Source organism: Capsulimonas corticalis, assembly GCF_003574315.2.
Lineage (GTDB): Bacteria > Armatimonadota > Armatimonadia > Armatimonadales > Capsulimonadaceae > Capsulimonas > Capsulimonas corticalis.
In genome coordinates this window covers 2173419-2187546 of record NZ_AP025739.1, presented here as the reverse complement: position 1 = coordinate 2187546, position 14128 = coordinate 2173419, and the positions used below count along the sequence as shown (strand labels likewise).

The following is a 14128-nucleotide window of genomic DNA, read 5'->3' as shown; positions in this document are numbered from 1 at the left end:
GGGCCACCCTCTCCCAATTCTAGGAGAGGGTTAGGAGTAAGATATTGGATCTTTGATCCAAATTAGAAAATCCCCTCTGCCTCCCCCTCTCCCAATTTTGGGAGAGCCGGGTACCCGCTTGCGGGTGGAGGGGGGTGAGGGCCGCCGCTCCGCCAAGAAAGACACAGCACGGCATGGACCATCCATTGATTGAAACGCGGGACATGGTGAAGACCTACGTCATGGAGGCGATGGAAGTCCATGCCCTGCGGCGCGTCAGCCTGACGATCGGGCGCGGCGAGTTTGTCGCGATCATGGGCCCATCGGGTTCGGGCAAGTCGACCTTTATGAATATGGTCGGCTGCCTGGACAAGCCGACCGGCGGATCGTACAAGCTGGACGGCGTGGAAGTCGCTGGACTGAACGACGACCAGCTTGCCGAGATTCGAAGCCGCAAGATCGGGTTCGTCTTTCAGACATTTAATCTTTTGGCGCGCACCTCGGCCCTGCAAAATGTCGAGCTGCCGCTGTTTTATACCGGAGCGCGCAACCGGGAACAGATCGCGCGCAACTGTCTGCGGCAGGTCGGACTGGAAAGCCGTATGGGCCACACGCCCGCCCAGCTCTCCGGCGGCCAGCAGCAGCGCGTGGCGATCGCCCGCGCCCTGGTCAACGACCCGCCGGTGATGATGGCCGACGAACCGACCGGCGCGCTGGACACCCGCACCGGCGAGGAGATCATGGCGATCTTCCAGCGCCTGCACCGCGAAGGCAAAACGATTGTCGTTGTCACCCACGAGCAGGATATCGCCGACCACGCCGAGCGGATCATCCGTTTCAAAGACGGCCTTGTGATCAGCGATTCGCCCGTGGCGCACCCGATCGACGCCAACAAGGCGCTGGCGGAGATGGCGCCGGTGGATGACGAGCCGATGGAAACACCGCTGGCGACGGCGCATGAGAATTGAGACTATCCCTATGACCTTACGTTTTTTGTCCCCCGCTGTCCTCCTGGCGGTCCTTGTGATGACGGCGACCGCCGCGTTTGGACAGGTCGTTCCCCCCGCTCCGAAGACGCTGCCGTCGCCGCTCACTCTGCCGCAGGCGATCGCCATCGCGCTGGCGCATCAGCCGCAGCAGTATATCGCCAAGGATCAGATCAATTCGGCGAAGGGACGCAAGCAGGAGGCGCAGGCCGAGTACTATCCCACGGTCACGCCCAGCTATCGCTTCCAAAACAATACGCAAAGCAGTTTCGGCGGGACCACGCGCACCTTCACGACGACCGACGGCGCCGGCGGAACGTCGACGGGAACAACAACCGGAACGACGACGGGGACGACCACCGGAACCACAACAGGCGGGACGACGACCGGGACCACGACCGGCGGGACGACCACTGGATCCACGACCGGGACAACAACGGGAACGACCTTTACCACAAGCTCCAGCAGCTTTACGACCACGCGCGGCGGCGGCCTCTCGATCAATCTCAGCCAGTCGATCTATGACGGCGGCGCCCGGGAAGCGAGCAACGCGCAGGCGCGCCGCGCCGTGGACGCGGCTAACTACGGCAACGCCAACACCCGCCAATCGACTATTCTGACGGTGACCCAAGCGTACTATCAGCTGCTGCTCGCGGAGGATCTGGTCAAAGTGGCGCAGGCCCAGGTCGCGCGCTTCCAGCAGACGGTCGATGTCACCAAAGCGCAGATCGAAGCGGGCACAACCGCCGCCAAAGATATCTATCAGGCGAATGCCGACCTGGCCAACGCCCAGGTCACGCTGCTTCAGAACCAAAACTCCGTGGTGACGTCGAGCGCCGCGCTGAAAAACGCCCTCGGCGTGGACACGCAGGACGCCGTCGCCCTGGCCCCCATCGGCGAAGCCGGCGCCCTTCCACCCGCCCCGGCCGCGGAGACGACGCCGCTCACTCTGGACACGGCCCTCAAAACCGCTTACGATAACCGTCCCGACCTGCGCCAGCAGGCCGCGAATGTCGAAAGCGATCGGTCCGCCCTGCAGCTCGCCCGTCGCAACGCCGGATTCAATGTCACCAGCGACTACACCCTTTCCTACCAGGCGACCAACGACGTCGGCACGAAGGGTCTGACCACGGCGCTGACCCTGAACGGCTCCTACCCCCTGTTCGACGCCGGCAGCGCGCGCGGCGCGGTCCGTATCGCGCAGGCCACGCTGGACTCCGACACCAACACCCTGGAGCAGCAGCGCCAGGACATTCGGCGCGATGTCGAACAGACTCTCTCCACACGCAATCAAAACCAGCAAGCCGCCCAGCTCGCCCAAAGCGCCGTCACCGCCGCCCAGGTCAATTACGGCGCCGTGATCGCCTCCCGCAAGGAAGGCATCGGCACCGTGCTCGACGTCACCACCGCGCAGGCGACTCTGACCCAGGCGCAGAACCAATACGTCACCGCCGTCTACAACTACTACATCGCCGACGCCCAGCTCCAGCGCTCCATCGGACGCAATGATGTGGCGTCGCCTTAGGGACAGGGGCCGGGCAAAGCCGCCCTGGCCCCTGCTCACAAGGGTAGTTTTTTCGCGTACCGGGCAATAAATTACCCGGCTGGGGGCGCTTCGCGCCGACCGTCCGTACCGGACGGAAGAATGAGAAACGCAGTCGTAAACTCTCTTCCGTCCGGGACGGTGGGCGCCCTTTGGGCACTGGTTGCGAAGCAACCCCTAGCCCCGTATTTCAATGCGGGGACGGAAAAACCTACTCCTGTGAACTGGCCCCTGGGAGCAGGTCACTCAAATCCCCAAAAACCCCCCGCCATCTTCATCTATTTTTCATCCTTCTTTGTTATCATAGTCTTAGCCCCCATTGCCTATCATGGAAATGGACTGTATTGACGGCATCAAGGAGACAGTGATGAAGACCAATCGCGGCCTGTCGCCCCGGACCCGCCAGAGAGCGCTGACCATCGCGATCGGAGTTGCGCTGGCGGCGATCGCGGCGGCGACACGGGCCGATGTGAGCATCGTATCGGACGTGAATGTCACGGGCGCTCCCAACCGGGGACCGGGTCCCGGCATGGGTTTCGGCGGCGCGGCGCAGAAATTCCCCAAAACGGTCAGCATTTATTACAAAGGCGCGAAGGCGCGCGCCGAGGAAAAGGGCGGGCCCGTCACCATCTATGACGCCGCCGCCGGCAAAATCTACACGCTCGACACGACCAAGAAGACATATTACGTGCAATCGCTCTCCGAGATCGGGACCGGGGGACGGGCGCCATTCGCGCAGGCCGGGGCGACGCCTCCGCCCAGCAGTAAGATCACCTTAAAACAAACGGATGACACACAAACCATTGCATCGGCGAAGGCCGCCAAATTCTCCGTGGACGGCTCACTTTCGTTCGGGTTCGGATTTGGAGGACGGTTTGGCGGGGGCGGCGGATTTCGAGGCGGCCCGCCGATGGGCGGCGACGGTAATGGCGGCGGACCGCCCGGAGGAGGAGATTTCAACGGCGGACCTCCCGGGGGAGGCCCGCCGGACGGAGCGCCCGGAGGAGGCCAGGACGACGCCCAGGGCGGCGGAAACTCTGCGCGCCGTCGAGGCCGAGGCCGTGCTAATGGCGCTCGGATGGCTCCCCCCGCGACGAAAGTAACCGGCTACGTCTGGCTTTCGGACAAGGTCAAGCTGCCCTCCGGTAAAGGCGCGACGGCGCTGCCCTCGGCGCAGTGGGCGTCGGTAACGGCGTTCGGTCTGGTCAAACCGCTGGCGGATGCGCTCGACGCGCAGGGAGACCTTCCGCTACGCAGCGAGATCACGATCACGCGCTCCATGCCGCCGCGCCCAAGCATGGGCGATGACGCGACCGGCGATGGGACGCCGCCGGCGCCGATCGAGATCAAGACGGTGGTGACCACGGTGGTCAAATCCCTCTCGACAAAAGCGCTGAGCGACACGCTCTTCACGGTTCCCAGCGGCTACAAGAAAGTGGACCCGCCCGCGCGTCCCTTCGGACGCTTCGGGGGCCGGCGCGGAGGAGCAAATTCGCAGGGTAACTTCGGCGGAGGCCCGGGCGGAGGAGGCGGCTTTGGCGGAGGCGGACAGCAGGGCGGCGACGGCGCGCCTCCCGGGGACGATAACGGCGGACCGCCCCCGATGGACGGCGGCGATGGAGGTCCTCCGCCGATGGATGGCGGCGGCGACGGCGGACCGCCCATGGACGGCGGCCCGGGCGGGCCGCCCCCGCCGGACGGCGGGGACGGCTAGCCCTTCTCCTTGGTCTCGCGCTGCGCCTGTTCGGCGGCGTCCGCCAGCAGGCGCAGGCTTTCGAGGATCGTTTGGATCTGCTCCGCCTCCAGATGACGGGTGCAGGACGCGATGTGCGCCTCGCGCGCCTGACGCAGATCTTCGAGGATCGCGCGGGACTTTTCCGTGGTGCCCAGCTGCACGGCGCGGCGGTCGAGCGGATCGATCTTGCGCAGGACAAGGCCGTCCTTCACCAGACGGTCCACCAAACGAGACACGCCGGGGAGGGAGAGATCCATATGGACCGCGACCTCGCGCAGCTTCTGCCCTTCCTGCTCGGCGATGATTCGCAGGCACTTGATTTCCAATATGGAAAGATCCAAAAAGCTGGATCCGGCGTCGGCCGGCGCAATCAAAGACACCATCACGCGCAGCAGCTCCTGCTGAAGCTTCTGCGTCACGACGGGGTCCTGGGAGACAATTTGTTCAATAGTGTTTGACATCGGCGTTCTCATTGTACAATTTTCAAAGATTTGTGTCAACAACCCTAAAGATCCCAGTATAACGCCCGATAATAGCACTGTAACTAGTTACTTAATGAAACTATTTACACATGTTAACTACTAAGGGGTTACACGCATGCAGATCAGTACTCTCACCAGTACAAGCGTTGACAGCACAAGCTCGCTCGCCTCGCTGCTTCAGTCCTCGTCCACGGACGCAACCACCGCGTCCATCGACACGACCGCAACCGCCGCCACCTCGACGAATGTCTCCAAGCCGGGCGAAATGCTCGCCAAGCTGGAGCAGCTCAAGGAGAAGGATCCGACCAAGTTCAAGCAGGTCCTGTCGGATATGGCGACGAAGCTGAAAGACCTCGCCTCCAAGGATACGGACAGCGACAGCGCCAAGCGCCTCAGCGATCTGGCGACCAAGTTCCAGACCGCGGCCGACACCGGCGACCTGTCCGCCCTCCAGCCTCCGAAGCCCCAAACGAGCGCGGATGGAGCGACCGGCGCCGCCCTGAGCGCCTACAGCAAGCATAGCGGCCATCATCATGGAGCCGGCGGACCTCCTCCGCCGCCGCCCGCGGACTCCGATGATTCGAGCAGTTCGACATCCAGCTCCAGCAGCACAAGTACGAGCGGCACAAGCAGCTCAAGCTCCAGCAGCGCGAGCGCCCGCAGCCAGGTCGAGGACCTCTTCAAGTCGTTCGACCAGACACTGACCAGCGCGCTGTCGTCATAGTCCCTTAGGTCTTCCAGTTGCCGGAAGAACGAAAGAGCCTATCGAGGCGGCGTCGGGGGTTGAAAGACCTGGACGGCGCCGCCTTTATTTCCACCGACTTTTCCGCGATCACGGATGTGCATGGCCCGCTCCAGACGGGTATAAATAAGCACACCATGAAAATCGCCTACTTCGATTGCTTCTCCGGCGTCAGCGGGGATATGACCCTCGGCGCGCTCCTCGCCTGCGACGGGGCGGACGAAACGCAGTTCCGCCGCCGCCTTGCGGCGCTCAATCTCCCCGGCTACGAGCTTTCCATCCAGCGCGTGACGCGTGAGGGGATCAGCGCGACCGATGTGGATGTCCGGCTGATCGAACGCGACCAGGGACACGGACGCCATCTCGCGGACATCGCCGCCATTTTGGAGAACAGCGGCCTGTCTTCTTGGGTGCGGACCACGGCGCTCACCGTCTTTACGCGCCTGGCCGACGCCGAAGCGAAGATCCATGGCGCGACGCGCGACGCGATTCACTTCCACGAGGTCGGCGCGGTGGACGCCATTGTCGATATCGCCGGCTCCTGCATCCTGCTGGAGATGCTCGGCGTGGACCGCATCGCCTCCTCCTCCATCCCGTGCGGCTATGGGACGATCACCTGCCAGCACGGAATCATGCCCGTGCCCGCCCCCGCCACCATGGAGCTTCTGAAAGGCTTCCCCGTACACTCCGTGGATATCCGGGGCGAACTGGTCACGCCGACCGGGGCGGCTTTGATCACGACGCTGGCCGATCCCAAAACCGCTGGCCGCCTGCCCGCAATGCGCGTCCTCACCAACGGATTCGGCGCGGGTAAAAAGCAGTTTAAGCCCGACATGCCCAACTTACTGCGCATCGTCATCGGCGAAACCGACGACGCTCCGTCCAGCCACGACGCCTCCTCCGGCGACGCCACGCCGCAAACCGTCGCCGTCCTGGAAGCGAACCTCGACGACCAGAGTCCCGAAGCCTTCGATCTTCTCATGGAGCGTTGCTTCGCCGCCGGCGCGCTCGACGTCTTCTTCACCCCCATTCAGATGAAGAAGAACCGGCCCGCCACTCTCCTCACCGTCCTCTGCCCGGCAGATCTGTCGGAAACGCTCGCCGCCGTCATCTTCCGCGAATCCAGCACCTTCGGCGTTCGGCATCGTACGCAAGAGCGATACACGCTCGCCCGAACGTGGCGCACGGCCAACACGCCTTATGGAGAGATTCGTCTGAAGGTCGGCGCGTGGCGGGGTGAAACGATGACAATCGCGCCGGAATACGAAGACTGCCGCCGCGCGGCATTGGCGCATGGAGTTCCCCTGGCGCAGGTCTACAGGGCGGCGCTGATTGGAGACAAGGATTTGATTGGAGGCGAGGATTCATGATTGATTGGGTAACAATCTCTTCGCTGGCGACAGCGGCGGGCACCCTCGCGCTTGCCGTCGCCACATTTATGTCCGTGCAGTCGGCGAACCGAACCGCCCGCGCCTCCGAGAAAGTGCTGCTTGCGGGACTGCTCCCGGTCCTCGCGCCGTCGCGGATCCAGGATCCCGCCGAAAAGATCCGGTTCGTCGACGATCGCTGGGTGGAAGTCCCCGGCGGGCGCGCGCTTTGCGAAGCGACGGAAGACGTAATCTATCTCGCAATCTCCCTTCAAAACGTAGGCCAGGGCTTGGCCGTGCTAGACCGGTGGGACATTTCCCAAGGACACTCGGCCGGAGACGGCTATCGAGACCTGAGTCTCTTCCGCCGCCTCAAACGCGATATCTACGTGCCGGCCGGGAGTCTCGGGTTCTGGCAGGGCGCGCTGCGTGATACGAATGATCCGGCGTTTGCCGAGGCGCGCAGCGCCATCCTTGAGCGCCATCCTTTGACGATCGATCTGCTCTACGGCGACCACGAAGGAGGCCAGCGCACAATCAGCCGGTTCTTTCTTTCGCCGCACGGCGAGAAAGAATGGATGACATCGGTTTCCCGTCACTGGCGATTGGATCGTCCCAATCCACGCTAAGCCTCAGCCAAAAGTCTCACGCAAAAATCACGGTTTCGTTACGCCCCTCTCACGGGTCCCTCACCGTCGAATGATATGGACTTGCTCGGGTTTTGTAGACACTTCGTTAAGCGGCTCTTGCGAGCTGTTGCTGTTGCTCAAAATGGCGCTGTTCAAATTGAGCGGGGCTGATATAACCAAGCGTCGAATGTCGACGCTTGCGGTTATACCAGACTTCAATATACTCGAACACACAAGCTTTCGCTTCCTCCCGAGTACGAAATACCTGCCGAGTACGAAATACCTGCATTCGAGATACTTGCGCAGGCAGCATCTCGGTCTTCAACGTCGAGAAAAAACTCTCCGCCACGGCATTGTCCCAGCAGTTGCCCTTACGGCTCATGCTGGCCACCATGCCGTGGCAATTCAGTTTGTCTTGGTAAACGAGGCCGGCGTATTGCCCACCTCGATCGCTATGGTAAACAAGCCCCGCCTGCGGACAGCACCGCTGGATTGCCATTTCGAGAGCGTCACAGACCAAGCGGGTTTCCATCGTCGCCTGCATCGACCAGCCGACCACACGGCGGCTGAACAAGTCCAGGACGACCGCCAAATACAGCCAGCCTTCACGCGTCCACAGATACGTGATGTCGCCCACCCAGCATTGATTGGGAGACGCCACCGTGAACTGTCGATCCAGCACATTGGGAGCGATGGGCAACGCATGATCCGATTGGGTTGTCACTCGGAAACGTCGTCTCTTCTTCGCCACAATCTGATGGGACTGCATCAAGCGCGCCACTCGATGGCGACCACAAGCAATCCCTTGCTCTCGCAGCTCTAAATGGATGCGTGGGCTGCCATAGCTTCTGTCGTAGCTTTGCTGGTGTACTTTCTGGATCTGGTCCACCAACGCCAAGTCTCGCTCTTGTTTTTCATGGCGACGCACGGCGCGTTTCTCAGAGCGCCATGCGTAATAGCTTCTGGTTTTGAGCTCCATGACCTCACAGAGCATCTGCACGGAAAATCGTCCCGCATAGTCTTGAATGAATCGGTATCTCACTGCGGGCGGTTCGTGAAGATACCGACCGCTTTTTTTAGGATTTCATTCTCCTCTTTGAGGCGGGCGTTTTCGCGTTTGAGCTGTGCGAGTTCGGGATCGGAGGGATTACCTTTGCCGGGGAAAGGATTCTCAGGCTGGACCTCCAAGCTCTTCTTCCATTTGGCGATCAAGCTTTCGGCAATTCCCAAATCGCGTGCTGCGCCGCTGAGATTGCCCTTCTCCTCGGCCAGGCGGATCGCCTCGCGTTTGAACTCTTCGGTGTAAGATTTACGGTTCGTCATAAAACTCCTCGCGCCATCAAGCATTCATTAAGATGGCTTCCTAATGTTAAGATTAGGCTTTTCGAGGTGTCTATCCTACCAGGGCAAGTTCAATATTCTCCCTTCAGCAAACAATGATCACAGCTTAAGGAAAGATATCATGAACGCGACACCCAAAACCAATCGCTCCGCCGCCACGCTCAAATTCTGCGCCGCCGCCGCACTGCTGCTGGCCGCCGGCGCGCCAGGCCACGCCGACGCGCTCTCGGACCTCACCGCCCGAGTCGCTCAGCTGGAAAGCACCGCCGTCACTCAGCAGAACACCATCAACACTCAGGCAAGCGCCATTGTGACGCTGACGGCGGCGGTGAATTATCTGAAGGCTCATCCGACGCCGGGCCCTCAGGGACCCGCCGGACCGCAAGGCCCCGTCGGACCGAAAGGCGCGAACTCCGCGCTCACCCCCACTCAGCAGTCGATCTTCAATCTGCTCTCCATCACAGGAAGCGATCTGACGCTGACCGGCAACCTGCACATCATCAACGGCATGGGAGCGACTAACGGGATGCCGAAAAATCCGTACTCCACCGGAATCACGGCCACGAACGGCCTGGGAAATCTGATCATCGGCTACAACCTGTCGCGGAGCAATGGGGGCGCAGGCAGCGCGAACAAGCGCACCGGTTCGCACAACCTGATCATCGGCGATATGGAAAACTACACCGGCTTCGGCGGCATCGTCAGCGGAATATTCAATACCCAGGACGGCCCCTGGTCCTCCATCCTTGGCGGCCAGAACAATCACACCGTGGGAGCCTTTTCATCCATCGGCGGCGGGGACACCAACACCACCCTTGGGATCAACGCAACCGTCGCCGGCGGCCTGCTCAACACATCGAAAGGCGATTGGGCGACAGTGGCCGGCGGGCATAAAAACAATGCGTACTCACAGCTATCCTCGGTCGGCGGCGGTCTCTATAACTACGCGTGCGGCGTCCACTCAACCATCAGCGGCGGAGAACAAAACTTCACGGTGGGCGAGTCCTCCAGCATTAGCGGCGGTTACGCCAATCAAACCTCTGCTCAGAGATCCACGGTGAGCGGAGGATACAACAACTATGAAGACGGGGATTACTCCGTGATCAGCGGCGGCGCCGGAATTTACAACACCCAAACCAAGCACTGGAGCGCCGGCGGAGACTTTGAAGGTCTCCGCAACCTCGGGGAGTTCCAATCTTATTGAGCGCCGGCATCCAATGTCGCTCCATAACTCACGGGGAAAATGACGATGAAATTCACAAAAAGCCGATCGATTGCCGCGATGACCATTTGCGCCGCCGCACTGCTGGCGGCAGGCGCGCCGGGATATGCCTCAGCGGCTCCGGATATGGCGGACCGACTCGCCAAGCTGGAAAATTTGACGAGGTCGCAGCAAGCCGCCATTACAGCGCTCACGGCGGCGCTGAATGAGATCAGGGCGCACCCCGCGCCCCAGGGACCGGCGGGACCGCAAGGTCCCAAAGGCCCCCCGGGAGCAGTCGGCCCCGCCGCCTCCCTGACGGCCAGCCAGCAGGCGATCTTCGATCTGCTGACGGTCAATGGGAAAGACCTGACCCTGACCGGCAACCTGCATATCGTCAATGGTCTGGGCGCCACCAACGGCCTGCCCAATAGCCCCTACAGTACGGTCGCGCAGAACGTCAATGGTCTGGGAAACTTGATCGTCGGATACAATCAGCCACGCAACAACTATGGCGACGCCGGCAAGAATATCCGCACCGGCTCGCACAATATCATTCTGGGCGACTTCCAGAACTATTCGAGCATCGGCGGAATCGTCGACGGCATGTTCAACACACTCGCCAGCCCGTGGTCGGCGATTACCGGCGGGCAAAATAACACCGTCAAGGCCCCCTTCTCTTCGATCGGCGGAGGCGCCGGCAATCTCACCACCGGAGTCAGTTCGTCCGTCGGCGGCGGTCTTAACAATACCGCTCAGGGAGATTGGTCCGCAATCGCCGGAGGCCACGCCAATTACACACGGGCGAATCTCTCCACCGTCGGCGGCGGCGCAAACAACCGAGCGTTCGGCGTCGAATCCTCCGTGAGCGGCGGCGAAGCGAATTACGCAGCGGGAGAGGCGTCCAGCGTCACCGGCGGATACTTCAATCAGGCCAACGGCGTCGATTCCGTCATCACCGGCGGGGAAGACAACTACGAAACCGGAGTGAAATCCGTCATCAGCGGAGGCATGGGAATTTACGACCATTATGACTGGAGCTGGAGCGCCGGCGGATACAACGGCGCCGTCGGCGCCGGCTCTGGAGATATCCACTACCCATAAACGAATACGGACCGAATCGCCCCGCGTAACTTGACCCCACAGGCCGCTGCTCCCTCACCGCCATCGGAGAGAGCAGCGGCCTGCTGAGTCGGCTGGCGCAGTCGTTCCGGAAGTCACGGAATAATCACTGAGTTATCACGGCTTTCTCACGTGTCTCTCACCCTCGAATGATATTCTCCCTTCAGCAAACAATGACCACAGCTTAAGGAAAGATATCATGAACGCGACACCCAAAACCAATCGCTCCACCGCCACGCTCAAATTCTGCGCCGCCGCCGCACTGCTGCTGGCCGCCGGCGTCCCGAGCCACGCCGACGCTCTCTCCGACCTTACGGCGAAGGTGACGGCGCTGCAAGGCGCCGTCACGACGCTGCAAAACACCGTCGCCGCACAGCAGACCACGATCGTGGGACTGAACACATCGCTCAATTATATCAAAACGCATCCCACCCCAGGGCCGCAAGGCCCGGCGGGACCGCAGGGTCCGCAAGGAGTGATCGGTCCGGTCGGACCGCAGGGTCCCAAGGGAGCGACGGGCGCCGCGGGATCCGGCGTTGGACTGACGCCGGCGCAGCAGCAGATTCTCGGCTTGATGTCGGTCAATTTCAAGGATCTGACGATCACCGGCAACCTGCACATCGTTAATGGGCTGGGAGCCACGAACGGCCTGCCGAATAGTCCCTACACCACGAACGGGCAAAACGTCAATGGACTGGGAAATCTCATCGTCGGCTACAACCAGATGCGCAATGAGTACGGCCCGGCCAATAAAAACATCCGGACCGGTTCGCACAATATTATCGTCGGCGACTTCCAGAACTACTCCAGCATTGGCGGCATCGTCAGCGGCATGGACAACAACCTCAATGGGCACTGGTCCTCAATTCTGGGGGGCCAGTACAACACCACCAGCGGAGATTTTTCAACCGTGAGCGGCGGTTATGGCAACACCTCCGCCGGAGCCAATTCTTCCGTCAGCGGCGGTCTTTACAATAAGACTGTGGGCGACAGCTCATCCGTCAGCGGCGGCCACCAGAACGAAGCGGACGGCAAAATGTCATCGATCAGCGGCGGCTGGCTTAACTTAACCACCGGCGTCCAATCTTCAGTGAGCGGAGGGGAGCAAAACTACGCCGCAGGAGAATCCGCGACTGTTGCGGGCGGCGACGGTAATTATAGTGACGGTCATGTTTCCGCAATCAGCGGCGGCGGCGGAAACTGGGTAATGGGGGACGGAGCCACCATCAGCGGCGGCCTGGGGATATTCAGCAACCGCGAGTGGGAGTGGAGCGCCGGCGCATATAATCTGCTTCAATATGGCCCTGGGAACTTCCACTACTAGAAAACACGCCAGGACCGCTCGTCAAACATTCACGATCCGATGCGCGTAACAGGCGGCGCCGAAGCCGTTGTCAATATTGACGACGGCGACCCCGCCGGCGCAGGAGTTGAGCATCGTCAGCAAGGCGGCCACTCCGCCGAACGCCGCGCCGTAGCCGACACTGGTCGGCACGGCGACCACGGGGCGCGAAACCAGGCCCGCGACGACGCTGACCAGCGCCCCTTCCATTCCCGCCGCCACGACCAGGGCGTCCGCGCCCTGGACGATCGGCAGTTGATCCAATAAGCGATGCAGCCCCGCCACTCCCACATCGTACAGCCGCTCGACGCGCGTTCCCTGCCACTCCAATGTGAGCGCCGCTTCTTCCCCAACGGGAGTATCCGCCGTTCCCGCCGTCAGGACGGCGACGTAACGGTCCGGGTTCTTTGGCGCCGGGAATTCCCCCACGCTGATCAAACGCGCCAGCGTATGGAAAACGGCGCTGGGAATCAGCGCGCGTACGGCGTCGAACTGCTCGGGAGCCGCGCGGGTGGCGAGGACGCGCCCGGTGCGCTCGTACAGACGCAGGGCGATCTGGGCCGTTTGATCCACGCTTTTTCCGGGGCAATAGATGACTTCGGACATCCCCGTCCGAATGGCGCGGTGGTGGTCGAGCCGGGCGAAGTCGCCCACGGATTCGTAGGGCAGGGATTGCAGCGCGCTGAGCGCGGCTTCAATGCTCAGATCGCCGCCCTGCACTTGCCGGAGCATCTCGGCGAGGCGTTCAGTGTCCATTCGCCGCTCCGTTTGGCGCCGAGAGCGCCGCCGTCTTCAGCGTTGCGTTCAAGCTGCCGCTCTTGTACCCGCCCAGTTCCACCGCCACATACGTGTAACCGAGCGACTTGAGACGCTCGCTGATCTCTTCGCGCAAGAGGGGGTCCAGCAGGCGATGCATCTCGGCGACATCCACTTCCAGACGGGCGATCGTGTCATGGTGCCGAACCCGGATCTGCCGGAAGCCCAGATCGTGGCGCAGATAGTCCTCGGCCGCATCTAAACGCGCGAGCAGCTCAGCGGTAATACGCACGCCATAGGGAAATCGCGAGGACAGGCAGGCCATCGCGGGCTTATCCCAGGTCGAAAGCCCCAGTTGTTTGGAGATATGCCGGATTTCCGCCTTGGTCAGCCCCACTTCCAGCAGCGGAGCGCGGACGCCAAACTCACTCGCCGCCTGCTGTCCGGGCCGATAATCGCCCAGATCGTCGTGGTTCGCGCCGTAGGCGATCCACGGGATTTGGTGTTCTTTGGCGACCTTCGCCAGATGCGTAAAGAGCTCGGTTTTGCAGAAGTAGCACCGGTTGGACGGGTTGGAGGCGTAGTCTTCGTTGTCCAGCTCCCGCGCCTCCACCGTCAGCACGGGGACGCCGATCTGCGCCGCGAGCGCCAGCGCCTCATCGCGCTCGCGCCGCGCGTAGGATTCGGAGAGCGCGATCACCGCCAGCGCCTTTTCGCCCAGCTCGTCGTACGCCGCCTTCATGAGCAGCGCGCTGTCCGCGCCGCCGCTAAAGCCGACCACGACCGAGCCAAGCCCGCGCAGCAGCGCGCGCAGGGCGTCATACTTTTGTTCGATGGGAATCGCGGCGGAGCCGGGCTCCTGATTGACTGGTAAAAAACGGGTAAGTGTCGGCAATTTCGTGG

The 14128-nt window shown here is 62.0% G+C and carries 13 protein-coding genes; 9 read left to right on the top strand and 4 right to left on the bottom strand.

Going from position 1 to position 14128, the window contains the following annotated elements; translation table 11 throughout:
* Positions 1 to 173: 173 nt before the first annotated feature.
* The 3 genes from D5261_RS09330 (at position 174) to D5261_RS09320 (ending at position 4222) form a co-directional block, all read left to right on the top strand.
* Entirely contained in the window at positions 174 to 947 is a 774-nt protein-coding gene (locus tag D5261_RS09330) for an ABC transporter ATP-binding protein (RefSeq protein ID WP_119324711.1), read from the top strand.
* Between the two features lie 10 nt (positions 948 to 957).
* Positions 958 to 2490 carry a TolC family protein gene (locus D5261_RS09325; RefSeq protein WP_165864628.1) on the top strand — a complete coding sequence of 511 codons (1533 nt, stop codon included), beginning with the start codon at positions 958 to 960 and terminating at the stop codon, positions 2488 to 2490.
* Positions 2491 to 2875: 385 nt separating this feature from the next.
* Complete coding sequence (locus tag D5261_RS09320) at positions 2876 to 4222, top strand: hypothetical protein (protein ID WP_119324709.1); 1347 nt, start codon at positions 2876 to 2878, stop codon at positions 4220 to 4222.
* Here the strand turns inward: D5261_RS09320 and D5261_RS09315 are convergent.
* Positions 4219 to 4704 carry a MarR family winged helix-turn-helix transcriptional regulator gene (locus D5261_RS09315; protein ID WP_165864627.1) on the bottom strand — a complete coding sequence of 162 codons (486 nt, stop codon included), beginning with the start codon at positions 4702 to 4704 and terminating at the stop codon, positions 4219 to 4221. The genes D5261_RS09320 and D5261_RS09315 overlap by 4 nt on opposite strands.
* Before the next feature lie 136 nt (positions 4705 to 4840).
* On the opposite strand from D5261_RS09315, the gene D5261_RS09310 reads away from it, so the two are divergent.
* The 3 genes from D5261_RS09310 to D5261_RS09300 are packed head-to-tail and all read left to right on the top strand — an operon-like array spanning position 4841 to position 7463.
* Positions 4841 to 5449: a hypothetical protein gene (locus D5261_RS09310; RefSeq protein ID WP_119324707.1), complete on the top strand. Its 609-nt coding sequence runs from the start codon at positions 4841 to 4843 to the stop codon at positions 5447 to 5449.
* 59 nt (positions 5450 to 5508) lie between these two features.
* The gene (gene larC / locus D5261_RS09305; RefSeq protein WP_218025766.1) at positions 5509 to 6837 is read left to right on the top strand and encodes a nickel pincer cofactor biosynthesis protein LarC; all 1329 of its coding nucleotides are present in this window, start codon (positions 5509 to 5511) and stop codon (positions 6835 to 6837) included.
* Positions 6834 to 7463: a hypothetical protein gene (locus D5261_RS09300; protein ID WP_119324706.1), complete on the top strand. Its 630-nt coding sequence runs from the start codon at positions 6834 to 6836 to the stop codon at positions 7461 to 7463. The genes larC and D5261_RS09300 overlap by 4 nt, the downstream gene beginning before the upstream one ends.
* A gap of 106 nt (positions 7464 to 7569) precedes the next feature.
* Here the strand turns inward: D5261_RS09300 and D5261_RS09295 are convergent.
* Positions 7570 to 8786, bottom strand: a protein-coding gene (locus D5261_RS09295; RefSeq protein WP_435792402.1) for an IS3 family transposase whose coding sequence is annotated in 2 segments (ribosomal slippage) — positions 7570 to 8525 and positions 8525 to 8786 — 1218 coding nt in all. Because the reading frame shifts where the segments join, the coding sequence is not laid out codon by codon here.
* 139 nt (positions 8787 to 8925) lie between these two features.
* Between D5261_RS09295 and D5261_RS09290 the strand changes: the two genes are divergently transcribed.
* The 3 genes from D5261_RS09290 to D5261_RS09280 all read left to right on the top strand — a co-directional run bounded on the left by D5261_RS09290 (position 8926) and on the right by D5261_RS09280 (position 12451).
* Entirely contained in the window at positions 8926 to 10008 is a 1083-nt protein-coding gene (locus D5261_RS09290) for a hypothetical protein (protein ID WP_119325255.1), read from the top strand.
* A gap of 45 nt (positions 10009 to 10053) precedes the next feature.
* Positions 10054 to 11109: a hypothetical protein gene (locus tag D5261_RS09285; protein WP_119325254.1), complete on the top strand. Its 1056-nt coding sequence runs from the start codon at positions 10054 to 10056 to the stop codon at positions 11107 to 11109.
* Positions 11110 to 11326: 217 nt separating this feature from the next.
* Positions 11327 to 12451 carry a hypothetical protein gene (locus tag D5261_RS09280; RefSeq protein WP_174721506.1) on the top strand — a complete coding sequence of 375 codons (1125 nt, stop codon included), beginning with the start codon at positions 11327 to 11329 and terminating at the stop codon, positions 12449 to 12451.
* Positions 12452 to 12472: 21 nt separating this feature from the next.
* Here D5261_RS09280 and larB read toward each other — a convergent pair whose 3' ends face one another.
* Both larB and larE read right to left on the bottom strand, forming a co-directional pair.
* Entirely contained in the window at positions 12473 to 13225 is a 753-nt protein-coding gene (larB, locus tag D5261_RS09275; RefSeq protein ID WP_119325251.1) for a nickel pincer cofactor biosynthesis protein LarB, read from the bottom strand.
* A complete protein-coding gene (gene larE, locus D5261_RS09270; protein ID WP_218025800.1) occupies positions 13215 to 14120 on the bottom strand; it encodes an ATP-dependent sacrificial sulfur transferase LarE in 906 nt (301 codons plus the stop codon). The genes larB and larE overlap by 11 nt, the downstream gene beginning before the upstream one ends.
* Positions 14121 to 14128: the final 8 nt, after the last annotated feature.

Bases quoted from the DNA above. Each gene is read 5' to 3' on its own strand.
- D5261_RS09330 (WP_119324711.1), top strand. From the start codon at position 174: ATGGACCATCCATTGATTGAAACGCGGGACATGGTGAAGACCTACGTC.
- D5261_RS09325 (WP_165864628.1), top strand. From the start codon at position 958: ATGACCTTACGTTTTTTGTCCCCCGCTGTCCTCCTGGCGGTCCTTGTG.
- D5261_RS09320 (WP_119324709.1), top strand. From the start codon at position 2,876: ATGAAGACCAATCGCGGCCTGTCGCCCCGGACCCGCCAGAGAGCGCTG.
- D5261_RS09315 (WP_165864627.1), bottom strand. From the start codon at position 4,704: ATGTCAAACACTATTGAACAAATTGTCTCCCAGGACCCCGTCGTGACG.
- D5261_RS09310 (WP_119324707.1), top strand. From the start codon at position 4,841: ATGCAGATCAGTACTCTCACCAGTACAAGCGTTGACAGCACAAGCTCG.
- D5261_RS09300 (WP_119324706.1), top strand. From the start codon at position 6,834: ATGATTGATTGGGTAACAATCTCTTCGCTGGCGACAGCGGCGGGCACC.
- D5261_RS09290 (WP_119325255.1), top strand. From the start codon at position 8,926: ATGAACGCGACACCCAAAACCAATCGCTCCGCCGCCACGCTCAAATTC.
- D5261_RS09285 (WP_119325254.1), top strand. From the start codon at position 10,054: ATGAAATTCACAAAAAGCCGATCGATTGCCGCGATGACCATTTGCGCC.
- D5261_RS09280 (WP_174721506.1), top strand. From the start codon at position 11,327: ATGAACGCGACACCCAAAACCAATCGCTCCACCGCCACGCTCAAATTC.
- larB (WP_119325251.1), bottom strand. From the start codon at position 13,225: ATGGACACTGAACGCCTCGCCGAGATGCTCCGGCAAGTGCAGGGCGGC.